Origin of the sequence: Brevundimonas vesicularis, assembly GCF_027105095.1 — a bacterium.
In the GTDB taxonomy this organism is placed as follows: domain Bacteria; phylum Pseudomonadota; class Alphaproteobacteria; order Caulobacterales; family Caulobacteraceae; genus Brevundimonas; species Brevundimonas vesicularis_E.
Genome location: NZ_CP114278.1, coordinates 371,587 through 393,911 on the forward strand (window position 1 = coordinate 371,587; position 22,325 = coordinate 393,911).

At 67.3% G+C, this 22,325-nt stretch carries 23 protein-coding genes; 11 read left to right on the forward strand and 12 right to left on the reverse strand.

The features are described from left to right. The first annotated feature begins 424 nt into the window (after positions 1-424). From O2K97_RS01865 to dnaQ, 5 genes are read left to right on the forward strand one after another with little or no spacing between them, the layout of a single operon-like run. On the forward strand, positions 425-1,294 hold the full coding sequence (locus tag O2K97_RS01865; RefSeq protein WP_055809600.1) for a pyruvate, water dikinase regulatory protein: 870 nt from the start codon (positions 425-427) through the stop codon (positions 1,292-1,294). Further along, positions 1,291-1,887, forward strand: a complete 597-nt coding sequence (locus O2K97_RS01870) for a Maf family protein (RefSeq protein WP_419466074.1) — start codon at positions 1,291-1,293, stop codon at positions 1,885-1,887. Before O2K97_RS01865 ends, O2K97_RS01870 begins: the two co-directional genes overlap by 4 nt. After that, positions 1,884-2,714, forward strand: a complete 831-nt coding sequence (locus tag O2K97_RS01875; RefSeq protein ID WP_269220220.1) for a shikimate dehydrogenase family protein — start codon at positions 1,884-1,886, stop codon at positions 2,712-2,714. Before O2K97_RS01870 ends, O2K97_RS01875 begins: the two co-directional genes overlap by 4 nt. Further along, entirely contained in the window at positions 2,711-3,343 is a 633-nt protein-coding gene (coaE, locus tag O2K97_RS01880) for a dephospho-CoA kinase (protein ID WP_269220221.1), read from the forward strand. The genes O2K97_RS01875 and coaE overlap by 4 nt, the downstream gene beginning before the upstream one ends. A gap of 24 nt (positions 3,344-3,367) precedes the next feature. Continuing rightward, the gene (gene dnaQ, locus O2K97_RS01885) at positions 3,368-4,090 is read left to right on the forward strand and encodes a DNA polymerase III subunit epsilon (protein ID WP_269220222.1); all 723 of its coding nucleotides are present in this window, start codon (positions 3,368-3,370) and stop codon (positions 4,088-4,090) included. A gap of 219 nt (positions 4,091-4,309) precedes the next feature. Here the strand turns inward: dnaQ and dapB are convergent, their stop codons facing one another. From dapB to dnaK, 3 genes are all read right to left on the reverse strand, one after another. Next, positions 4,310-5,059, reverse strand: coding sequence for a 4-hydroxy-tetrahydrodipicolinate reductase (gene dapB / locus O2K97_RS01890; protein WP_091751883.1), 750 nt, complete (start codon positions 5,057-5,059; stop codon positions 4,310-4,312). Continuing rightward, complete coding sequence (dnaJ, locus tag O2K97_RS01895; protein WP_269220223.1) at positions 5,056-6,258, reverse strand: molecular chaperone DnaJ; 1,203 nt, start codon at positions 6,256-6,258, stop codon at positions 5,056-5,058. The genes dapB and dnaJ overlap by 4 nt, the downstream gene beginning before the upstream one ends. A 175-nt stretch (positions 6,259-6,433) precedes the next feature. Then, the gene (dnaK, locus tag O2K97_RS01900; protein WP_419466075.1) at positions 6,434-8,341 is read right to left on the reverse strand and encodes a molecular chaperone DnaK; all 1,908 of its coding nucleotides are present in this window, start codon (positions 8,339-8,341) and stop codon (positions 6,434-6,436) included. A 290-nt stretch (positions 8,342-8,631) separates the two neighbouring features. On the opposite strand from dnaK, the gene O2K97_RS01905 reads away from it, so the two are divergent. From O2K97_RS01905 to O2K97_RS01925, 5 genes are read left to right on the forward strand one after another with little or no spacing between them, the layout of a single operon-like run. Beyond that, positions 8,632-9,000: a hypothetical protein gene (locus O2K97_RS01905; RefSeq protein WP_269220224.1), complete on the forward strand. Its 369-nt coding sequence runs from the start codon at positions 8,632-8,634 to the stop codon at positions 8,998-9,000. Beyond that, positions 8,963-9,601: an alpha-ketoglutarate-dependent dioxygenase AlkB gene (locus O2K97_RS01910; protein WP_269220225.1), complete on the forward strand. Its 639-nt coding sequence runs from the start codon at positions 8,963-8,965 to the stop codon at positions 9,599-9,601. The genes O2K97_RS01905 and O2K97_RS01910 overlap by 38 nt, the downstream gene beginning before the upstream one ends. Positions 9,602-9,653: 52 nt before the next feature. Further along, complete coding sequence (locus tag O2K97_RS01915; protein WP_269220226.1) at positions 9,654-10,403, forward strand: dienelactone hydrolase family protein; 750 nt, start codon at positions 9,654-9,656, stop codon at positions 10,401-10,403. Positions 10,404-10,460: 57 nt separating this feature from the next. Then, positions 10,461-10,940, forward strand: a complete 480-nt coding sequence (locus O2K97_RS01920; protein WP_269220227.1) for an Rrf2 family transcriptional regulator — start codon at positions 10,461-10,463, stop codon at positions 10,938-10,940. Next, positions 10,918-11,859: an NAD(P)/FAD-dependent oxidoreductase gene (locus tag O2K97_RS01925; RefSeq protein ID WP_269220228.1), complete on the forward strand. Its 942-nt coding sequence runs from the start codon at positions 10,918-10,920 to the stop codon at positions 11,857-11,859. Before O2K97_RS01920 ends, O2K97_RS01925 begins: the two co-directional genes overlap by 23 nt. On the opposite strand, the gene O2K97_RS01930 is transcribed toward O2K97_RS01925, so the two are convergent. The 5 genes from O2K97_RS01930 to typA all read right to left on the reverse strand — a co-directional run bounded on the left by O2K97_RS01930 (position 11,856) and on the right by typA (position 19,710). Further along, positions 11,856-12,320 (reverse strand): OsmC family protein, encoded by a 465-nt coding sequence (locus tag O2K97_RS01930; protein WP_269220229.1) that lies wholly within the window; start codon positions 12,318-12,320, stop codon positions 11,856-11,858. The genes O2K97_RS01925 and O2K97_RS01930 overlap by 4 nt on opposite strands. Beyond that, the gene (gene trpS, locus O2K97_RS01935; RefSeq protein ID WP_269220230.1) at positions 12,320-13,363 is read right to left on the reverse strand and encodes a tryptophan--tRNA ligase; all 1,044 of its coding nucleotides are present in this window, start codon (positions 13,361-13,363) and stop codon (positions 12,320-12,322) included. The genes O2K97_RS01930 and trpS overlap by 1 nt, the downstream gene beginning before the upstream one ends. Positions 13,364-13,488: 125 nt before the next feature. Continuing rightward, positions 13,489-15,084 carry a murein biosynthesis integral membrane protein MurJ gene (gene murJ / locus O2K97_RS01940; RefSeq protein WP_269220231.1) on the reverse strand — a complete coding sequence of 532 codons (1,596 nt, stop codon included), beginning with the start codon at positions 15,082-15,084 and terminating at the stop codon, positions 13,489-13,491. 36 nt (positions 15,085-15,120) lie between these two features. Then, positions 15,121-17,826, reverse strand: coding sequence for a [protein-PII] uridylyltransferase (gene glnD / locus O2K97_RS01945; protein WP_269220232.1), 2,706 nt, complete (start codon positions 17,824-17,826; stop codon positions 15,121-15,123). A 51-nt stretch (positions 17,827-17,877) separates the two neighbouring features. Beyond that, a complete protein-coding gene (gene typA / locus O2K97_RS01950) occupies positions 17,878-19,710 on the reverse strand; it encodes a translational GTPase TypA (protein WP_039246805.1) in 1,833 nt (610 codons plus the stop codon). Between the two features lie 232 nt (positions 19,711-19,942). On the opposite strand from typA, the gene O2K97_RS01955 reads away from it, so the two are divergent. Continuing rightward, positions 19,943-20,248 (forward strand): UrcA family protein, encoded by a 306-nt coding sequence (locus O2K97_RS01955; protein ID WP_269220233.1) that lies wholly within the window; start codon positions 19,943-19,945, stop codon positions 20,246-20,248. On the opposite strand, the gene O2K97_RS01960 is transcribed toward O2K97_RS01955, so the two are convergent. Genes O2K97_RS01960 through grxC form a run of 4 tightly spaced genes read right to left on the reverse strand, consistent with a single transcriptional unit; the run spans position 20,245 to position 22,283 of the window. Continuing rightward, positions 20,245-20,742, reverse strand: a complete 498-nt coding sequence (locus tag O2K97_RS01960) for a GNAT family N-acetyltransferase (protein WP_269220234.1) — start codon at positions 20,740-20,742, stop codon at positions 20,245-20,247. The two genes, O2K97_RS01955 and O2K97_RS01960, sit on opposite strands and share 4 nt — an antisense overlap. Next, positions 20,742-21,176, reverse strand: a complete 435-nt coding sequence (locus O2K97_RS01965) for a DUF1178 family protein (protein WP_269220235.1) — start codon at positions 21,174-21,176, stop codon at positions 20,742-20,744. The genes O2K97_RS01960 and O2K97_RS01965 overlap by 1 nt, the downstream gene beginning before the upstream one ends. Before the next feature lie 6 nt (positions 21,177-21,182). Beyond that, positions 21,183-22,022, reverse strand: coding sequence for a carbon-nitrogen hydrolase family protein (locus O2K97_RS01970; RefSeq protein ID WP_269220236.1), 840 nt, complete (start codon positions 22,020-22,022; stop codon positions 21,183-21,185). Between the two features lie 3 nt (positions 22,023-22,025). Continuing rightward, positions 22,026-22,283, reverse strand: coding sequence for a glutaredoxin 3 (gene grxC, locus O2K97_RS01975; protein ID WP_017505372.1), 258 nt, complete (start codon positions 22,281-22,283; stop codon positions 22,026-22,028). Between the last annotated feature and the right edge of the window lie 42 nt (positions 22,284-22,325).

Consider the following 22,325-nt stretch of genomic DNA (forward strand, 5'->3'; position numbering starts at 1 on the left):
CGCTCTCAATCCCTAATCAGATTAAGAATTAAAAGATTCGAAGTGGCAGGTAGGGCGGTGGAATGGCGGGGATGACTCGATCGGCGGCGGCGGAACAAAAGCGGATATCCACGTCTGCCATATCCTTAACGGGGATGTCGAAACGGCTGATCCCGCCGGTGGACAATCCCTAACGAAACCTTAACGGGCAAGGGTTTGCGGGGACGTGCGGCTGTGAACACGGTTAAGCGTCGTTAACCTTTCATTAGGATTTTCCACAGCGGTTAGAAATTTGGTTTTCCGCCTTGGGATGATCCGGCGACGGACGACCAACGCGATCCACCATCATCCCCGCTCGCGGGCGGATCGATCAGCGGCTAAGAAAAACGGCGCCCCGACGGTCCAACGCCGTCCCCCAACTTTCAACAGGGAGACAGACAGTCTCATGAGCCCTGCGAGACCCTCGGGACCGGCCCGTCTGGCCACCTATTTCCACGTTCACCTGGTGTCGGACTCCACCGGCGAGACCTTGAACGCCATGGCCAAGGCGGTGACCGCACGCTTCGACGGCGTCATTCCGATCGAGCACATCTACTCCCTGGTGAGGTCGGCAAAGCAGATGGAGCGGGTGCTGCAGGAGGTGGAGTCCGCGCCGGGCGTCGTTCTCCACACCCTGGTCGACCGCGATCTGCGCGAGCAACTGGAAGAAGGCTGCCGTCGCCTAGACATGCCCCAGATCGGCGCGCTGGATCCGCTGGTCGGGGCCATGTCGCGCTATCTTGGCGCGGCCCTGTCCACCCGCGTCGGCGCCCAGCACGCGCTGGACCATGACTATTTCAACCGGATCGCGGCGCTGGACTTCGCCATGGCCTACGACGACGGCCAAGGCTCTCTGGATCAGCTGGAGGGCGCCGACGTCGTTCTATGCGGGGTCAGCCGGACATCCAAGACCCCCACCTGCATCTATCTGGCCCACCGGGGCATCAGGGCGGCCAACGTGCCCCTGGTGCCGGGTCAGGAGGACGGCGAGCGGCTGACCAAGCTGAAGAACCCCTTGGTGATCGGCCTGACCGTGTCGCCTGATCGACTGGTTCAGATCCGGCGCAACCGTATCGACAATCTGAACGCCAGCCAGTCGTCGAACTACACCGATCAGGACGCCGTGCGCGACGAGACGATCAAAGCCCGGCGGGCCTTCGAGCGGCGCGGCTGGCCGACCATCGACGTGACCCGCCGTTCGGTGGAAGAGACGGCGGCGGCGATCACCAATCTTCTGAGCGAGCATCGCAACCACAAGATCGGGACGACCTGGTGAAATCTGAATCTCTCATCCTGGCGTCCAAGAGCGCGGCCCGCCGCGCCATATTGGAAAACGCCGGCGTCGCCTTCGAGGTGCGCGTCGCCGCTGTGGACGAGGACGCCATCAAGGCCGTCTCGACCGACCTGGACGCCGCCGCCCTCGCCGTTCGTCTCGCGGAAGCCAAGGCCCTGGCCGTCTCACGCGACGACGAAACCGCCTGGGTGCTGGGCTCGGATCAGACCCTGGCCTTTGACGGCGGCCTGGTCTCCAAGGCCAGGTCTCTGGACGCGGCGCGCGAGCGGCTGAAAGCCATGCGCGGCAAGTCGCACCAACTGCACTCGGGCTCAGCGCTGGCGACCAAGGGCCAGATCGTCTGGTCCGGCGTCGATACGGTTCAGATGCGGATGCGCGATTTCTCGGACGCCTTCCTCGACGCCTATCTGGCGGCCGAGGGCGAGGCTCTGCTGTCCTGCGTCGGCTCCTACCGGCTGGAGGGGCTGGGCTCGCAGCTGTTCGAAGCGGTGGACGGCGACTATTTCACGGTGCTGGGCCTGCCGCTCTGGCCGGTGTTGAAAGAGCTGCGTCGGGCTGGTGTGATCGCGGTATGAGCACGCACCGCATAACCGGGGCCGCCTTGGTCGCCGGGATCGCCGGAAATCCGGTCGCCCATTCGCTTAGCCCGGTCATCCACAACGCCTGGCTGGCGGCCGGCGGGATCGACGGCGCCTACGTGCCCTTCGTCCCTGCGGATGCCGCCGGGTTCGAGACCCTGATCGCGGCGGGGCGCGCCGGTCTGATCATGGGGCTGAACGTCACCGCCCCATTCAAGGAACAGGCCTTCGCCCTGGCGGATCAGGCGACGGCAGCGGCGCGACTGACGTCCTCGGCCAATATCTTGCAGTTCGAAAACGGCCGGGTGCTGGCCGACAGTTCCGACGGCGTCGGCCTGATGCGCGGCTTGAAGGAACAGGCGCCAGACCTGGACGTGGCGGGGCGGCCTGTAGTGATGCTGGGCGCCGGCGGCGCGGCCCGCGCAGGGTCCGGCGCCCTGGTCGAGGCGGGCGCCGAGGTGCGCATCGTCAACCGTTCGCCCGAACGCGCAGAGGCTTTGGCCGCTGATCTTGGACCCTCGGTTCGGGTCGTGACGGCCGATGACGCCTTCGACGGCGCAGCCCTGGTCGTCAACGCGCTGAGCGTTGCGCCCAACATCGACTTCGACCGGATCGCGCCCGGCACGGTGGTGATGGACATGACCTACAAGCCGTTGGCTACGCCCTTTCTGACGGCGGCGCGCGAACGCGGCCTGCCGACGGTGGATGGATTGGCCATGTTGATCGGCCAGGCGGCGCCGTCGTTCGAAGCCTTGTTCCGCCGCCCGCCGCCGCCTCTCGATCTTCGTGCCCTGTTGATGACGCATCTGGGCGAGGCGGCATGATCCTGCTCGGTCTCACCGGTTCCATCGGCATGGGCAAGTCGACGACGACGGCCATGTTCGCCGATCTGGGTGCGGTCGTCTGGAACGCCGACGATGCGGTTCACCGCCTCTATGCGCCCGGAGGCGCCGCAGTCGTTCCGGTGGGCGAAGCCTTTCCCGGCGTCCTCGTGGACGGCGCGGTCGATCGCACGCGTCTGGCCGAGGCGCTTGGGAAAGACGACACAGCGTTCCACCGTCTGGAAGCCATCGTCCACCCCTTGGTCGCCCAGGGTCGCGCGGCCGACTTGGAGGCGGCGCGCACGGCGGGTGTGAAACTGGCGGTTCTGGACATCCCCCTGCTGTTCGAGACGGGTGGGGACAAGGGCGTCGACGCCGTCGTGGTGGTCACCGCCGACCCTGCGATACAGGCGGAGCGCGTCCTGGCCCGTCCCGGCATGACCCGCGAACGGTTCGACGCCATCCTGGCGCGCCAGATGCCGGACGCGGAAAAGCGCGCCCGCGCCGATTTCGTCATCGACACCGGCCGGGGGTTGGAGGCTGCTCGAGCCGAGGTCGAGGCGATCGTCGCCGTCGTTCTGGACCCGTCGTGGATATCTCCCCGGCGCGGCGCGGCGAGCCTTTCGCGCTGAGGCGAATGCCGCCATTAAGGGCGAATGGCGCGCGAGATCGTTCTGGATACGGAAACCACCGGATTCGACCCCAAGACGGGCGACCGGCTGATCGAGGTCGGCTGTATCGAGATCCAGGATTTGCTGCCGACGGGGCGGACCTTCCATCGGTTCGTCAATCCCGAGCGGCTGATCCCGCCCGACGCCATCCGGGTTCACGGCATCACCGACGAGAAGGTCAAGGATGCGCCCAAGTTCGCCGAGATCGCCGACGACCTGATCGAATTCATCGGCGATGCGCAGATGATCGCCCACAACGCCGCCTTCGACCGGAACTTCATCGACTTCGAATATGCGCGGTGCGGCCGGCCGATCACCGGCGAGGCGCGCTGGATCGATACGCTGAAACTGGCCCAGACGCAGTTTCCGGGCATGCCCAACTCACTGGACGCCCTGTGCAAACGCTATAAGGTGTCGCTGGTCGAGCGGACGCTGCACGGTGCCCTGATCGACGCCCGTCTGCTGGCCGAGGTCTATCTGGAGCTTCGTGGCGGCAAGGAGCGGGTGCTGGACCTGTCGTCCGCGCCGGTCGGTCGTGGCCCCGGCGGCGTCATCGAAACCGCCGCCTACGGCCAGCGTCCCCGCCCCCTGGCGCCGCGCTCCACGCCCGAGGAACAGGCCGCCCACGTCGCCTTCCTCGCCAAGGCGCTGAAGGACCGATCACTGTGGGACGCCTACGGCCTGCCGGCGCAGGAAGACGCTGCGTAGCCAAGACGAACCTGACAAACCGTTGTCATTCCGGGGCTGAGCGGAGCGAGGAACCCGGAAGCCAGGCGTGAGGTTTGGATCTCGGACGCATCTTCTAGAACGAGATTGCGCTCCTGGGTTCCGGGTTCTGCCTTCGGCCGCCCCGGAATGACGCAGATGATCTGTTTTGACGTCGTGACCGAGTCGCGAACATAGCAGGGCGGCGATCGCCCTTGGGCATCAGGCCTGCCTGAAGCCAAGCACGTCCTGCATGTCGTAAAGACCGGGGCGGCGTGTGCGGACCCAGGCGGCGGCGGCGACGGCGCCGCGGGCGAACAGCGACCGGTCGATGGCCGAATGGCTGAGCGTCAGAACCTCGTCCTCGGAGGCGAACAGCACCGTGTGTTCGCCCACGATCCCGCCGGCGCGGATCGAAGAAAAGCCGATCTTGCCGGTCTCCCGCTCGCCCTGCACGCCGTCGTAGGGGGCGGTGCGCAACTGGGCCAGATCCGCGAACCGACCCTCAGCGGCGGCTTCGCCCAGCATCAGGGCCGTGCCCGAGGGTGAATCGACCTTGCGGCGGTGGTGGGCCTCGGTGATCTCGATGTCCCAGTCCTGGGCGTCCAGACGTTGGGCCGCGTGCTGGACCAGGCCGATCAAGATGTTCACGCCCAGGGAGAAATTGCCGCTCTTGACGATGGCGACCTTCTCGGCGGCCTTCATCAAGTCGGCTTCCTGCTCGTCCGTGAAGCCGGTCGAGCCGATCACCAGGGCCGGGCCTCCGCGCTCGGCCGCGCTCTGGGCCAGGGCGACCGAGGCGGCCGGGGTCGAGAAGTCGATGATCACGTCGCACAGCGACAGGTCGGCGGTTTCGCCCCAATCGAAGCGGGCGGCGACCACCACGTCTTCGCGGGCGTCCAGAACCTGAGAGACCGCACGCCCCATCCGGCCGCGATAGCCGGAAATGCCGGCGTGGAAGATTGCGCTCAAACCGCGTTCTCTTTCGACCCGTCCGCGTCCTGATTGCCCAGGATGTCGGCCCAGAAACGCTTCGCCTTTCCGGCAAAGCTGGAATTCCTGGGGTTCTGCCCCTCCCCGAACGACAGGGCAAGCTCTTCCAGCAACTCACGCTGGCGCGCGGTCAGATCGGTGGGCGTCTCGACGAACAGTTCGACCACCAGATCGCCCCGGTTGCGGCCGTTCAGATGGGGCATGCCCTTGCCCTTGATGCGTACGGTCTTGCCGGTCTGGGCGCCGGCCGGCACGGTGACGGAGGCCTTGCACTTGCCGTCGCAGGCCGTGGAGACCAGGCAGGGCGCGTCGATCTCGCCGCCCAGGGCCGCCACCGTCATCGGCACGGGCACGGTGACCAGCAGGTCCAAGTTGTCGCGCTCGAACAGGTCGTGCGGCGTGACCGAGATGAAGACGTACAGATCGCCGCGCGGTCCGCCGCGCTGGCCCGCATCGCCCTCGCCCGACAGACGGATGCGCGAACCGTCGTCCACGCCGGCGGGGATTTTCAGGTTCAGGGTGCGGGTTTTGCGAACCTGGCCGTGCCCGTGGCAGGTGGTGCAGGGATCGGCGATCATCTGACCCTGGCCGTGGCAACGGGGGCAGGTGCGTTCGACCTGGAAGAAGCCGTTGGCCTGGCGCACGCGACCGGCGCCCTGGCAGGTGGTGCAGGTGACGGGCTTGGTGCCCGGCTTGGCGCCCGACCCCTCGCACGTGTCGCAGGTCATCGTGGAGGGGATGTCGATCTCGACGTCCTCGCCCTTGTAGGCCTGCTCCAGGGTGATCTCCAGATCGTAGCGCAGGTCCGAGCCCCGGCGCGGTCCGCCCTGTTGGCCCCGGGCCTGACGTCCACCGAACGCGTCGCCGAACGCGTCGCCAAAGACCTGGGAGAAGATGTCGTTGATGTCCGAGAAACCCTGGCCGCCCTGGCCGAAGGGATTGCCACCCCCGCCGCCGTTCAGGCCCGCATGGCCGTAACGATCATAGGCCGCGCGCTTGTTGTCGTCCGACAGCACCGTATAGGCCTCGGACAGCTCCTTGAACTTGGCCATCGACTCTTCCGAGCCGCCGTTGCGGTCGGGGTGATGAACCATGGCCAGCTTGCGGTAGGCGGCTTTTAGGCCGGGGGCGTCGATCGTGCGTTCGACACCCAGAACTTCGTAATAATCACGCGCCATCGGGCGTTCGTCCTCATACTTCCCCGTTCGCTTTCGCCTCGCCTCTTATCGAGCGTTGGTCGAAATCGATGTCCCGGCTGACATGGGGTCCGGGACCAATGATGCAAGTTTCATGAAAAGGCCCCGCCTATCGCAAGACAAGCGGGGCCGTATCATTTCAGCGACCTGTGACGGATCAGGCGCTCTTCTTGTCGTCGCCGTCCGTGTCCGACACTTCCTCGAACTCGGCGTCGACCACGCCGTCGTCGGCCGGCTGGCCTTCAGCGGCGGCGTCGCCCTGCTGCTGGGCGTACATGGCTTCACCCAGCTTCATCGAGGCCTGGACCAGGGTGTTGGTCTTGGCGCGGATGTCTTCCGGGTCGTTGCCTTCGCGTGCGGTCTTCAGCTCGGCCAGGCCGGTCTCGATGGCCGTCTTCTCGTCCGCGCCGACCTTGTCGCCGTGCTCGGCCAGGGCTTTCTCGGTCGAGTGGATCAGGCTGTCGGCGGCGTTCTGCGCCTCGACCAGATCCTTCTTGGCCTTGTCGGTGGCGGCGTTGGCCTCGGCTTCCTTGACCATCTTGTCGATGTCGGCGTCCGACAGGCCGCCGTTCGCCTGGATGCGGATCGACTGCTCCTTGTTGGTCGCCTTGTCCTTGGCCGAGACGTTGACGATGCCGTTGGCGTCGATGTCGAAGGCGACCTCGATCTGCGGCATGCCGCGCGGCGCCGGCGGAATGCCCATCAGATCGAACTGACCGAGCATCTTGTTGTCCGACGCCATCGGACGCTCGCCCTGGAAGACCCGGATCGTCACGGCCGACTGGTTGTCGTCGGCGGTCGAGAAGGTCTGGCTCTTCTTGGTCGGGATCGTCGTGTTGCGCTCGATCAGGGGCGTGAACACGCCGCCCAGGGTTTCGATGCCTAGGGTCAGCGGCGTCACGTCCAGCAGCAGCACGTCCTTGACGTCGCCTTGCAGAACGCCGGCCTGAACGGCGGCGCCCAGGGCCACGACTTCGTCAGGGTTCACGCCCTTGTGCGGTTCCTTGCCGAAGAAGGCCTTCACGGCTTCCACGACCTTGGGCATGCGGGTCATGCCGCCGACCAGAACCACTTCGTCGATGTCCGAGGCCTTCAGGCCGGCGTCGGCCAGGGCCTTCTTGCACGGCTCGATCGTGCGCTGGACCAGATCCTCGACCAGGCTTTCCAGCTTGGCGCGCGTCAGCTTGATGTTCAGGTGCAGCGGGCCCGAGGCGTTCATGGTGATGAACGGCAGGTTGACCTCGTACTGGGTCGTGGTCGACAGCTCCTTCTTGGCCTTTTCAGCCTCTTCCTTCAGGCGCTGCAGGGCCAGCTTGTCCTGGCGCAGGTCGACCGACTGCTCCTTCTTGAACTCGTCGGCCAGATAGTCGACCAGACGCAGGTCGAAGTCTTCGCCGCCCAGGAAGGTGTCGCCGTTGGTCGACTTCACCTCGAACACGCCGTCGCCGATCTCCAGGATCGAGACGTCGAAGGTGCCGCCGCCCAGGTCATAGACGGCGATCTTCTGGCCGTCGTTCTTTTCCAGACCATAGGCCAGGGCAGCCGCGGTCGGCTCGTTGATGATGCGCAGCACTTCCAGGCCGGCGATCTTGCCGGCGTCCTTGGTCGCCTGACGCTGGCTGTCGTTGAAATAGGCCGGCACGGTGATCACGGCCTGGGTGACCTTGTCGCCCAGATAGGCCTCGGCCGCTTCCTTCATCTTGGTCAAGGTGAAGGCCGAAATCTGCTGCGGGGAATAGTCCTTGCCAAAGGCGCGCACCCAGGCGTCGCCGTTCGGGCCCTTGACGATCTCATAGGGCACCATGCCCTTGTCCTTGGCGACGACGGGATCATCGAAGTTGCGGCCGATCAGGCGCTTGATCGCGAAGAAGGTGTTGGACGGGTTGGTGACGGCCTGGCGCTTGGCGGGCTGGCCCACCAGCACTTCCGCGCCGTCCTGGATCGCCACGACCGACGGGGTCGTGCGGTTGCCCTCGGCGTTTTCGATCACCTTCGGCGTCTTGCCGTCCATGACGGCGACGCACGAGTTGGTGGTGCCCAGGTCGATGCCGATAATCTTGGCCATGTGTTCTTCAGTCTCTCTGGTTCGGCGGGCGATGCGGCGGCCTTCGACGAAGCGCCGCGCGTGACCGCCCCCGGTTGGGTTGGCGTGGATCAGGCTGGATAGCCCCAAGTTTCGCGGGGTTTCTCCGAAGCTGGCCCCGATATGGGAAAATCCCCCCCGCCCGCAAGGGCGATCTGCGATTCAACGCTTTCGAAGAACGCCGAAATTCGAAGATGCGGAGACAGCGATCGTCGGGCATAAGATTTGCCGTCGCGCTCTGGGGACCGCGATGAAGGAAGGGAGAGGAAACAATGATCAAGACCATGCTCAAGGCGGCCGTCGCCGCCGCCGTTCTGATCGGCTCTGCGGCGGCCGCCGCGCCGCCTGCTGGGGCGCCGGCCAACCAGTCGCGCGACGGCTATGATCGGCACGTCACCATCAAGAACCGCACCGGCTGGACCATGTTGCGCTTCTACGCGTCGGATTCGCGCAGCGACGACTGGGAAGAGGACATCCTGGGCTCGGACGTTCTGGAAAGCGGGCAGGATGTGCGCATCAACATCGATGACGGCTCGGGCGCCTGCATCTATGACTTCAAGGCCGAGTTCACCAACGGTCAGGAGCTGACGCGGTCGCGCATCAATGTCTGTGAGGTCAGCGAATACACCTACACCCGTTGAGGTGAAGACCGCCGTCGAGGGCTTCCGGCTCTGGCCGGGGGCGCTCGATGCCGCGGCGCAGGCTAATCTGGTCAGCGAGGTGTTCGCCCGACTGAATGACGCGCCGCTGTATCGGCCGACTACGCCGGGCGGTCGGCCCTTCTCGGTTCAGATGAGCAACTTCGGGCCGCTGGGCTGGGTCTCCAATCGGGGCGGCTATCGCTATCAGTCGACCCATCCCGAGACCGGGCGACCCTGGCCCGCGATCCCGACTGTGCTTCTCGACCTGTGGGACGCCACGGTCGCCTGGCCCACGCCGCCGGACGCCTGTCTGGTCAATCTGTATCGCGATGCGGCGAAGATGGGCCTGCACCAGGACAAGGACGAGGCCGATCTGGGCGCGCCTGTCCTGTCGGTGTCGCTAGGAGACACGGCGACGTTCCGCATCGGCGCGGCGGAGGGCGGACGCACCACGACGCTGAGGCTGGACAGCGGCGACGTCTGCGCCCTGACCGGACCCGCGCGCCTGGCCCGTCACGGCGTCGACCGCGTGCTGGCCGGATCGTCGCGCCTGATCCCCGGCGGCGGCCGACTGAACCTGACGCTGCGCTGCGCCGGTTGAGCGCCTGATTTTTGGACTGGCTTTCGACGGCAAGCTGCGGCGTAACTCGGGAATGGACGACCTGAAGCGCCGCTGGGCCCGCCTCGAACCCCACATCACCGTCGTGGGCCCCGACGACGACCGGCCCCGGCCGGCGGTGCTGTTGTTCCACGGCTGCGGGGGTCTGCGCGATCACCTGCCCCGCTATGCCGAGGTCGCCAAGGCGGCGGGCTGGCGCGCCTTCATCGTCGATTCCTACGGCCCGCGCGGCTGGGGCCGGGCCTTCACCCTGGCGGCGGTCTGCACGGGCCTGTCGTTCCGGGGCTATGAGCGGGTGGGCGACGTCCTGGCGGCGATCCAGGGCGTTTCGGCCCGCCCTGATGTCGACGCGACGAAGCTGGCCCTGGCCGGCTGGAGCCACGGCGGCTGGTCGATCATGGAGATGATGAGCGGCGCGCCGACTCCCGGGGCCTTTGGCGTGAGCGATCCCGCCGAGGCCGACCTGTCCGGCGTCAAGGCGGTCTGGCTGGCCTATCCCTATATCGGCCCGTTCGCCTTCAACCGGTTGAAGCCGTGGCGGCATTGCCCGCGCGTTCTGGCCGTCACCTGCAAGCGCGACCACCTGACGACTGTGCGCAACGCCGAACAGGTCAACGCCATGATCCGCAACTGCGGCTCCCAGGTCGAAAGCTGGATCGCCGGGGGCACCCACGCCTTCGACGAACCCACCAACAATGGTCCGATGCGCCACGATCCGGAACTGACAGTCGAGGCCCTGCGCCGTTTCGGCGCCTTCCTGACCGACGCCGTGCCACACGGCTGAAAAGAAAACTGACCCGCGCTCTTGACGGGCGATCCATCACGTAACAATTGAAGTTACATGAAAAGGGATTCTCGTCTTTCCAACATCCTCCACGCTCTGCTGCACATGGCCGAGCATGAGACACGCACCGGCTCGCCCATGACTTCGGACCAGCTGGCGGTCTGCCTTTCGACGAATCCCGTGGTGGTGCGCCGAACCATGGCCGGCCTGCGCGAGCAGGGATTGGTGGCGTCGGAAAAGGGGCATGGCGGCGGCTGGCGTCTGTCGCGACCGCTGGATCAGGTCACCCTGGGCCAGGTGAACGCGGCCCTCGGCGGCGCGGATCTGTTTCCGGCCGCTCCGCCTATCGAGGCCGACGGCTGCCTGGTCGAGGCGGCGGTCAACGACGCCCTGGCCGAGACCTACGCCGCCGCCCGCGCCCTGCTGATCGCGCGCCTGAACGACGTAACCCTGGCCGATCTGGCGGCGGATTTCTCGCGCCGCATGGCCGAACATTTCAAGAGAGATTTGCTCCATGCCCACGCTCGAAAGTCCTGACGTCATGCCGCACGACGCCCTGATCATCGGCGGCTCCTATGCCGGCCTATCCGCAGCCATGCAGCTGGTTCGCGCGCGTCGCCGCGTTCTGGTCATCGACGACGGCCGGCCGCGCAATCGATTCGCCGCTCGCGCCCATGGCGTCCTGACGAATGACGGAAAGCCCGGCGCTGAGATCACGGCGTCGGCTCGAGCCCAGGTCGCGGCCTATCCGACCGCCGCCTTCCGCATGGCGGAGGCGGTCGAGGTCGAACGGATCGATGGCGGTTTCTCGGTCGCCTTCGCTGACGGCACGCGCACGCGCGGTCGCCGGCTGCTGCTGTCGCACGGGGTCGAGGACGTGCTGGCCGACATCCCGGGGGTGAAGGAACGCTGGGGCCGCACCGCCCTGCACTGTCCCTGGTGCCACGGCTATGAGATCGGCGGCGGCCCCATCGGCGTGCTGGGGCGCGGCGATCACGCGGTTCCGTATGCGGCGACGGTCGCCGAATGGGGCCAGGTCACCCTGTTCATGGATCTGGACGTCGGCCTGTCGCCCGAGGACGCCCATCTGCTGGATCGACGCGGGGTCACCATCGAAGCCACGCCCATCGCGCGGCTGGAGGGCGAGGCGCCGGACCTGAGCGGCGCGCGGCTGACCGACGGACGGTTCGTCGAGCTGAAGGCCATCTTCGTCGGCGCCAATGTGCGTGTCGCCAGCCCGTTCGCCGAGCGGCTGGGCTGCGAGATGACCGACACCCCGATGGGGCGAGTGATCAAGGTGGACGCCATGCAGCAGACGACCCAGCCGGGCGTCTTCGCCGCCGGCGATCTGGCGCGCGCCGCCTCCAACATCACCCTGGCGACCTCGGACGGCATGATCGCCGCCCACGCCCTGTTCAGGTCCCTGGTCGAGGAAGAGACGGCGGTCGCCGCCTAGCCGATCGTCGCCTCGACCGTGATGGTCGCGCGGACCGAATGGGCCATTTCGCAATGGTCGTGGGCCTGGTGGTGCAGGGCGTCGATCTCGGCCTGATCGGGTTCGCGGCCGGTGAAGCTGGTAAAGGGGCGCAGCGTCACCTCGGCGAGGTAGCGCTTGCCGTCATCGTCCTTGCCCATCTTGCCCGACGCTTCGTCGACATAGGTGTCGACCACCAGGCCGGCGTTGGCGGCGAAGGCGAGGAACCACAGCATGTGACAGCTGGACAGAGAGGCGATCATCGCCTCTTCCGGATCGACGCCGGCCGGATCGGACATCGGCACGGGCACGCTGGAGGGCGCCGAAGACCCCGGCACCACCGCCCCGCCGTCGAAGCTCCAGGAATGGGCGCGGCTGTAGCCTTTGTCCAGGAAGGGCTGGTCGCCGCGGTTCCAGACGACCCTGGCTTCATAGACCCCCATTACGCCCTCCAGAAGCCGACGATCTTCTTGACCTCGTCCACCACAGGATCAGCGACCTCGGCGGCGCGCCCGGCCCCAGCCTTCAGCACGCGATCGATCTCGGCCGGATCGTCCATCAGGCGGCGCATCTCGGCCGTCACGGGCGCCAGCGACGACACCGCCAGATCCGCCAACGCCGGCTTGAAGGCGCCGAAGCCCTGGCCGCCGAACTGTGCGACTACCTGTTCGCGGGTCAGGCCCGCCAACGCCGCATAGATGGCGACCAGATTCTTGGCCTCGGGCCGTTCGTTCAGGCCGTCCAGGGTTTCCGGCAACGGCTCGGGATCGGTCTTGGCCTTCTTGATCTTGGAAGCGATCGTGTCGGCGTCGTCGGTCAGGTTGATGCGGCTGTTGTCGGACGGATCCGACTTGGACATCTTGGCCGCCCCGTCGCGCAGGGACATAACGCGGGTCGCCGGCCCCTGGATAATCGGTTCAGGCACGGGGAAGAAGCCGGGAACGCCGAAGTCGTTGTTGAACTTGGCGGCGATGTCGCGGGTCAGCTCCAGATGCTGCTTCTGGTCCTCGCCGACCGGCACTTCGGTCGCCTTGTACAGCAGGATGTCGGCCGCCTGGAGCACGGGATAGGTGTACAGGCCCACCGAGGAGCGTTCCTTGTGCTTGCCCGACTTCTCCTTGAACTGGGTCATCCGGTCGAGCCAGCCGAGACGGGCGACGCAGTTGAAGATCCAGGCCAGTTCCGCATGGGCGCGCACGGCTGACTGCGGGAAGATGATCGCCTTTTCCGGATCCAGGCCCGAGGCGAGATAGGCGGCGGCGATCTCGCGCGTCTGGGCCGTCAGTTTGGCCGGATCCTGCCACACGGTGATGGCGTGCATGTCGGCGACGAAGACATAGACCGGCGCGCCCTGGTCCTGCAGTTCCACGAACCGCTTCAAGGCGCCGAGGTAGTTGCCCAGGTGCAGCGCGCCTGAGGCCTGGATGCCGGACAGGATGCGGCGGGGGCCATCATATGTCGCAACGGCGGGGGTCTGGTCGGTCATGGGATCGGGTCTCGGAAGGTCGAAAGGCAGGCGTGGCGAGGCAGGCGGCGGCTCAGCCGCGCCATCGCAGGTCATGGATCAGGCCCGAGGTCGTCATGGCCTCGCGCTTATCGGTTCGCCGTCTGTCAGTCCAGACCGGAGACCGCGCCGCCACCGGGCTCGCGCTTCAGCGTGGCCTTCAGTTCCGAGATCGTGACGGCCCGGAACGCCAGCAGGCAGAAGCCGTAGAGCCCTGCTCCGGCGCCGCAGACCACCAGGACGGCGATCTCCTTGGCCAGGAACAGTCGGCTAAGCTGCGGATAGAAGACGTCGGCCGCGAACAGCAGGGCGGCCATCATGGCGCTGGCGGCGATGACGCGGGCGATGCGTGACGAAAAGGCCGGCGACGGCCGCCAGCTGTTTTCGCGGACCAGGACGCCGCCCAACAGAGCGACATTGACCCAGGCCGAGGTGCTGGTGGCGATGGCCAGGCCCAGCACCCCGTCCCAGCCCTGACGGCGGAACCAGAAGAACAGGGCCGAGCCCAGGAGGACGGTGATGACCACGCTGGCGACGGCGAAGATCATCGGACGGCGCGTGTCCTGGCGCGCGAAGAAGGGCGGGGTCAGAACCTTGGCCAGGACGAAGGCCGGCACGCCCCACGCGAACTGACGCAAAACGTCGGCGGTGCGGGCGGCGTCGGCCGAGGTGAAGGCGCCCCGCGTTACGGTCGCGTCGATGATGAAGAAAGGAATGACGAACAGGGCCACGGCCGCGGGCAGTGTGAAAGCCATGGCCAAGTTGATGCCGTCGTCCAGTGTCTTCTGCCCGCCCTCGTGATCGCCGTCGACGAACGCCTTGGTCAGGCGCGGCACCAGGGCCAGGCCGATGGCGACCCCCACTAAGCCCAGCGGCAGTTGATACAGGCGGTCGGCATTATACAGCACCGAGCGCGCGCCCTCGTCCGAGCCGGTTAGGAACTGCGACACCAGAGAGTTGATCTGCAGCGCCCCGCCCGCCAGGGCGCCGGGCACGGCCAGCGCCAGGGTGTGACGCACATTCGGGGTGATGCGCGGCAGGCCGATCTTCAGCCGAACGCCCAGACGCCGCACGCCCCACCACAAGAGGCCGGCCTGGATCAGGCCCGACACCGTCACCGCCGCCGTCACCATCAGCAGCACCGTCTCCTGCGGGATCGGCAGGATCAGCGGCGGCATCAGGGCGGCCAGGGTGCACAGGTTCAGAAACACCGGCACGGCCGCCGACAGGGCGAACCGACCGCCCGTGTTCAACACGCCCGACAGCAGCGAGGCCACGGTCATACAGGCCAGATAAGGCATGGCCAGCTGGGTCGCGATCACGGCGGCGCGCAGCACCATCGGCTGGTCGCGATAGGCCGACAGCAGCCACGGCATGATCCACGGCATCACGACCTGCAGCAGAATGCAGAAGCCGGCGACCACGGCCAGCATGAAGCTGAGCGCCTCGGACGCCGTGACGGCGGCGGCTTGCTCACCCTCGCGCGCCCGAACCCCGCCATAGACCGGCACAAAGGCCTGGGCGAAGGCGCCTTCTGCGAACAGGCGGCGGAACATGTTGGGCAGCATCAACGCCGTAGTGAAAGCGTCCATCATCGGCCCCTGGCCGAAGCGCGCCGCCAGCGCCATGTCGCGCACGAAGCCGAGAATTCGACTGCCCAGCGTCAGGGTCGACTGCACCAGGGTGTTTCGGGCGAGGCTCATGCGGACATTCGACAGGGCGCGGAGGAAGGTTGTCGCTTAGCGCGCTTGTTCGCCGGGCGATACGGGCTTTGCGCGCGGGCTGCGGCGGCCCAGGTCGGAGACGTCGCGCGCGCTGGCGCGAGCCGAGGCGACCTTTCGTCCGGCGGGGGCGGGCGCGCGGCTGTCCAGCACGGCCTCAAGCGCGGTGCGCAGTTCGGTGATCCGCTGTTCCGAGGTGATCTTCCGCCCCTTGCGATCCACGACGTAGAAGCTGTCCACCGCCCGCTCGCCATAGCTGGCGACATGGGCGGAGCGGATGCTCAGGCCTTCGTCGTTGAACACGCGCGACAGGTCCGCCAGCAGCCCCGGCCGGTCGGCGCAGGACACCTCGACCACGGTGGCGACCTCGCTGGCGTGGTGATCGACCATGACCACAGGCCGAACTTCGAAGGCCGCCTTGCGCGCATTGCCGGTCGGATCGGGCGCCTGGCCGATGCGGCCCTCGCCTCGCGCAGCCTTTTCCAGCGCATCGACCAAGGCCTTCAGACGGCGCGGTTCAGCCTGGCCATAGGGCAGGCCCGCTCCGTCCTGAACACGAAACACGTCCAGGACGACGCCGTCCTCGGTCGCCACGCGGGCGTCGGTCACGTCGGCCCCAAGCGCGGCCATGGTCTGGGCCAGGTCGGCGAACAGCCCCGGTCGGTCGGCCGCTGCGATGGAGATTTCGGTGGTCTGCACCGTCAGCCCCTGCACCGGCGCGGTGGGCGCGCTCTCGGCCGCCGCGCCCGTCTCGCGCGCCCGCTGGACCAGGGCCGGATGCGCCGCCAGCGGATCCTCGCGCGTCACGTCCTCGCCCCGGAACAGGGCGGCGACCTGGTTGTAGAGGGTGCGCATCAGCTGACCCTTCCAGCCGTTCCACACCCCCGGCCCCACGGCCCGGATATCGGCGACGGTCAGAACCAGCAGCATCCGCAGCCGCTCGGGATCGCCGACCAGTTCGGCGAAGGCGCGGATGGTCGCCGGGTCCGACAGGTCGCGCTTCTGGGCATAGTCCGACAGCGCCAGATGGCTGCGCACCAGCCAGACCACCAGTTCGATCCGGCGCGGATCGACACCCAGCCGCTCACAGGCTCGACGCGCGGCGATGGCGCCGTCCTCCAGCTGCCCCCGCTCGCCGCCCTTGCCCACATCGTGCAGCAGCATGCCCAGCATCAGGGCTTCCATGTCCGAGATCAGATGCACGATCTCGCTGGCCATTGGGTGATCGGTCTTCAGCTTGCCGCGCGCGATGTCGTTGATGATGCCGATGGCCTGAAGCGTGTGCTCGTCGACCGTATAGGCGTGGTACATGTTGAACTGGGTCTGGCCGACGATCCGCCCCCATTCGGGCAGAAACCGACCCAACAGACCCGTCTCGTTCATGATGGTCAGGACGCGATAGGGCCGCTGCCCGTGCGCCAGAACGTCCAGGAACGCCCGCGTCGCCGCCGGATCGCGCCTCAGACGGGGCGTCACCAGCGACAGCGACCGCGTCACCGCCGAAAAGGCGTCCGGATGCAGGTCCAGATCATGCTTGTCGGCGCAGACGAACAGGGTCAGCAGCTTGACCGGATTGGCGGCGAACACCTCCGGCCCCTCGACCGACAGACGGCCCTGGTCGATCCAGAACCCCTCGACCTCCAGCTTGCGCCGTGGGGCGGGCCGGAACGGCGCCATCAGACGCGACAGGCCGTGCGCCGTCTTCTGGTGGCGCGCCTCCAGCTTGGCCGACATGGCGCGGGTCAGGGCGCCGACGTCGCGGGCCACCAGAAAGTATCGCCGCATGAACCGCTCGACCGCCGGTTCGTCGCCGCGCCCGCGCCAGCCCATGCGCCGGGCCACCTCGGGCTGCATGTCGAACGTCAGCTTCTCTTCGGCCCGGCCCGCGATCAGATGCAGATGGATGCGGACCCGCCATAGGAAGTCGAACGCCTCGTCCGACGTCCGTCGCTCGCGGGGGGTAAACAGTTCGTCCATCACCGTCGCGCCCAGCCGACTTTCGGGCGCCAGGGACCGGGCGATCCAGTACAGGGTGTTCAGGTCGCGCAAGCCCCCCTTGCCGTCCTTGACGTTGGGCTCGACCTTGTAGCGGGTCGAGCCGGCCTTTTCGTGCCGGGCGGCCCGCTCCTCCAGCTTGGCGGCGATGAAGGGGCGCGGATCGGATTTCGACACCATGTCGCGAAACCGGCCGATCATCAGCTGGGCCAGCGCATCGTCCCCCGCCAGCGGACGGGCCTCCAGCAGGGTCGTCCGCACCGTCATGTCGGTGCGCGACAGGTTCAGACACTCTTCGACCGAGCGCACCGCCGACCCGACCTTGGCCCCCAGGTCCCACAGCACATAGAGGACGAACTGGATCACCTGCTCGCCGCGCGGCGTCGCTTTGGACGATCTCAGGAACAGCAGGTCCAGATCGGAATGGGGCGCCAGCACGCCCCGGCCGTAACCCCCGACCGCGACCAGGGCCAGCCGTTCGGCCTCGACCGGCGAGGTCGGCCACAGCGTCTGGGTCGCCACCCGCCACAGGCCGGCCAGCATCTCGTCGGCGGCGGCGGCGTACAGACGCGCCACGTCGCGGCCCTTCATGCCGCCATCCAGCTTGCGCTCGGCCCGCGCGCGGGCGGCGTCATAGGTCTCGCGCAAAACGACAGAGACCGCCGCGCGCGGGTCTTCCGCGCGGGCGGCCTCGGCAAGGCGGTCATCCAGACTGGGCGAGGTGTTCATGTCAGCCGTCTATAGGCCCCATCCCACCGCGCGTCAGTCAGGGATTGAGGACTACTCCGGGCGAACGCGCTTCTTGCGGAACGACGGGTTCAGCACCTGCTTGCGCAGGCGGATGGACTTGGGCGTCACCTCGACCAGTTCGTCGTCGTCGATATAGGCGATGGCCTGTTCCAGCGACATCTGGCGCGGCGGGGTCAGGCGCACGGCCTCGTCCTTGCCAGCGGCGCGGACGTTGGTCAGCTGCTTGCCCTTGATCGGGTTGACGTCCAGATCGTCCCAGCGCGCGTTCTCGCCGATGATCATGCCTTGGTAGGTCTTTTCACCCGCGCCGACGAACATGACGCCGCGATCTTCCAGGTTCCACAGGGCGAAGGCGGCGGTTTCACCGTCCGAGTTCGAGATCAGGACGCCCTTCAGACGGCCGGCGATGGCGCCCTTGTGCGGCTCATAGTGGCTGAACACGCGGTTCAGCACGCCCGAACCGCGCGTGTCGGTCAGGAATTCGCCCTGATAGCCGATCAGGGCGCGCGACGGCGCCTTCAGGCTGATGCGGGTCTTGCCGGCGCCCGACGGGCCCATGTCGGCCAGCTCGGCCTTGCGGGCCGACAGCTTTTCGATGACCACGCCGGTGAACTCGTCGTCCACGTCGATCATGACGTCTTCGATCGGCTCCAGCTTCTCGCCGTTCTCGCCTTCCTTGAACACGACGCGCGGACGCGAGATCGAAACCTCGAAGCCTTCGCGACGCATGTTCTCGATCAGAACGCCCAGCTGCAGTTCGCCGCGGCCGGCGACCTCATAGGCGTCGCCGCCCTCGGTGGTGGTCACGCGGATGGCGACGTTGGCCTCGGCTTCCTTCAGCAGGCGGTCGCGGATGACGCGCGACTGGACCTTGTCGCCTTCACGACCGGCCAGGGGGCTGTCGTTGACCGAGACGGTCATGGAGATGGTCGGCGGATCGATCGGCTGGGCGTCCAGCGGCTCGGTCACTTCCATGGCGCACAGGGTGTCGGCCACGGTCGCCTTGGACATGCCGGCGATGGCGACGATGTCGCCCGCTTCCGAACCCTCGTCCAGCGGCTGGCGCTTCAGGCCGCGGAAGGCCAGCACCTTGGTGATGCGGCCGCGTTCGATTTCCTTGCCTTCACGGTCCAGGGCGTGGATCGCCATGCCGGGAACGGCCTTGCCGCTCTCGATCCGGCCGGTCAGCAGGCGGCCCAGGAACGGATCGCTTTCGATCAGCACGTCCAGCATGCGGAACGGCTTGTCCTTGTTGGCCTGAACGGCGGGCGGCGGGACGTGGTCGACGATCAGGTCGAACAGCGGGGCCAGATTGTCGTTGGGCTGGTTCAGGTCCAGCGTCGCCCAGCCGTTGCGGCCAGAGGCGTAGATGTGCGGGAAGTCCAGCTGCTCGTCCGTCGCGCCGATAGCGGCGAACAGGTCGAAGGTCTCGTTGTGCACGCGGTCCGGATCGGCGTGGGCGCGGTCGACCTTGTTGATGCACAGGATCGGGCGCAGGCCCATCTTCAGCGCCTTGGTCAGCACGAACTTGGTCTGGGGCATGACGCCCTCTTCGGCGTCGACCAGGATGACGCAACCGTCCACCATGCCCAGGATGCGCTCGACCTCGCCGCCGAAGTCGGCGTGGCCCGGGGTGTCGATGATGTTGATGCGGGTTTCGCCCGCCTTGCCGTTCCAGAGCACCGAGGTGCACTTGGCCAGGATGGTGATGCCGCGCTCTTTTTCCTGGTCGTTGGAGTCCATGGCGCGCTCGGTCGTCGCCTCATTGGCTCGGAACACGCCGGATTGGGCGAGCAGTTGGTCAACCAGGGTCGTTTTGCCGTGGTCAACGTGGGCGATGATGGCGACGTTGCGCAGGTTCATTTGAGTATCGCGAAAAGGCGCGGCCGGCATACGGGCGGCCGCTGGTCATGAAAAGGCATGCGGGAGGCGCGCGCCTCTTACAGGCATGTGGACAGAAAGACCAGAGCGGGCGTCGTCGCGCCGATCGCCGCCTTACCGATATTTCATCCCCGACGCCGCATCCGACGCCGCCGACGGACGCCTCCTTCCCACGACGGGCCTGACGCAGGCCCATTCCGACGGGGAAATGACGATGGGTTTGATGGTCGCAGCCGCGCTTGCCGCCGCCTTGGGCGCGGGCCAGGCGCCGGACATGCATGTGGATGCCGAGGGGCTGAACATGGCACGACCGGGCGAGGCGATGATCCTGGCCGGCCGCATCCGCGCCGCCAGCCGCGACTGGTGCGCCGTCCATCGCGCGGTCCTGACGCCCGACAGCCTTGGCGACGCCAGCGTCTGCGAGCGTGAAATGAGACGCCGGGCCTATGTCGCCATGCCCCGCCCCCAGCGCATCCATTTCGTGCGCGCGGGCGGCCAGACCGCGCTCAATCGGCGCTAGAGCGGCCGCAGCATATAGCGGGCGTCGGCGCCGTAGCTGGCCAACTTGGCCGCCATGGCCTCGGCGGGCTGTTCGACGAAACCGTGTCGTGACCAGAAGCCGACGGCGTCATTGACCGCGACCAGGGCGATGGCGGGCCAGCCGTCCTCCGTCGCCTGTTCCGCCAGCCGCTCGACGATGACGCCGGTCACGCCCCCGCCCCGCGCCTCGGGGTGCAGGGCCAGATCGTGCAGATAGATCAGGTCCGGCTGGGCCGGCAGGCCTTCGATCACCGTGTTCAGCGGCGGCGCACTCTCGGCCTTCCACGGATAGGCGATCAGATAGCCCCGCGCGGCGCCGTCGCCTTCCGCCAGCACGAAACAGCCGCGCGGATAAAGCGCCAGCCGGTTCTGGAAACAGGCGCAATCCTCGAAGTGGTCGGGAAACGACAGCCGCGCCACCTCCACCACCGCATCGATGTCCGTCGGCCGCATGGGCCGCCATTGCAGGGTCATCAGTTCACCTTGGCCGGATCGACGGGCGCAGCCGGCAGGGCGGAGACCGGGACGCCGTCGTCCTTCAGCTTCTTGACCTCGGCGGGCGTGGCCTCGCCATAGATTTCGCGCTTCTCGGACCGGCCCTCGTGGATGTCGCGCGCCTCGCGGGCGAAGGCGTCGCCGACATAGTCGAAGTTGGCCTCGACATGGGCGCGAACCTCGTGGGCGGCGGCCATCATCATCGTCTGCATCTTGGCGGCGACGTCAGAGGCGGGATCGGCCTTGCGGGCGCCGCTGATGGCCGGGGCCATGATCGCCTTTTCGACCGCGTGCGAACCGCAGAACGGACACTCCACAAGCCCCCGCGCCGCCTGATCGTCATAGTCGGTCGAGGAGCCGAACCAGGCTTCGAAGGCGTGGGCCTGGTCGCATTTCAGGGCGTAGCGGATCATGGGGCGTCAAACAGCAGGCAGGAAATCGCGATCGTGGGTCAGGCTGGGCACGGCGGCGCGCGCCCTGGCCACGGCTTCCATGTCCAGTTTCGCACGCACGATGCAAGGTTCGTCGTGATCCGCCTTGGCGATGATCTCGCCCCACGGACCGACGACGGTGGATCGCCCCCAGGTGCGGCGACCCTCCTCGTGCAGTCCGCCCTGCGCCGGCGCCAGGACGAACGCCCCCGTCTCGATGGCGCGGGCGCGCAACAGGGTTTCCCAATGCGCCTCTCCGGTCGGGGCGGTGAAGGCGGCCGGTATCGCGATCATCGACGCCCCCGCCTTGGCCAGCTGGCGATGCAGGTGGGGAAAGCGGATGTCGTAGCAGATGGTCAAACCCAGACGGCCCCAGGGCGTATCCGCCACCGCCGCCCCGTCGCCGGGCCTCACCGTCGCGCTTTCGCGATAGGTCTCGCCATTGGGCAGGTTCACGTCGAAGACATGCAGCTTGTCGTATCGGGACACTATCCCGCCCGACGCATCGATCAGCAGCGACCGATTCGCGGCGCGGCCGTCTCCCGTCTGGCCAGACCGGACGATGGCCGAACCGATCAGCAGCCAAACGCCCAGTTCTGCCGCCAGATGACGCAGGCCCACAACGGCGACGTCCTCGTCCTCGGTCGTAATCGCCGCATCGCGCCGGTCTCGGCGTTGCTCCAGGACATTGGTCCCCTCGGGCGTCAGGACGAACTTCGCCCCGCCCGACGCCGCCTCGCGGATCAGGGGCTCAACATGGGCCAGCGCCTGTCGCGCCGTCGCCGGCGTGCGCGTCTGGATCAGGGCGATGTCGAGCCCGCTGCTCATGGATCAGGCGGCCAGAAGTCCGTCCAGCTTGCCGTCGCGGTCCAGCGCGTGGATGTCGTCGGAACCGCCGACGTGCCGGCCGTCGATGAAGATCTGCGGGAAGGTCATGCGGCCGCCCGACTTCTCGACCATCTCGGCCTTCTTGTCGGGATCGTTGGAGGCGACGATCTCGGTATAGTCCACGCCCTTTTTCTTCAGCAGCGACATGGCGCTGAAGCAGTAGGGGCAGCCAGGCTTGGTGTAGATGACGACGTCGGCCAAATCAGGTCTCCAATATAGAATCCAGCGCCCTCACGCAGCGAG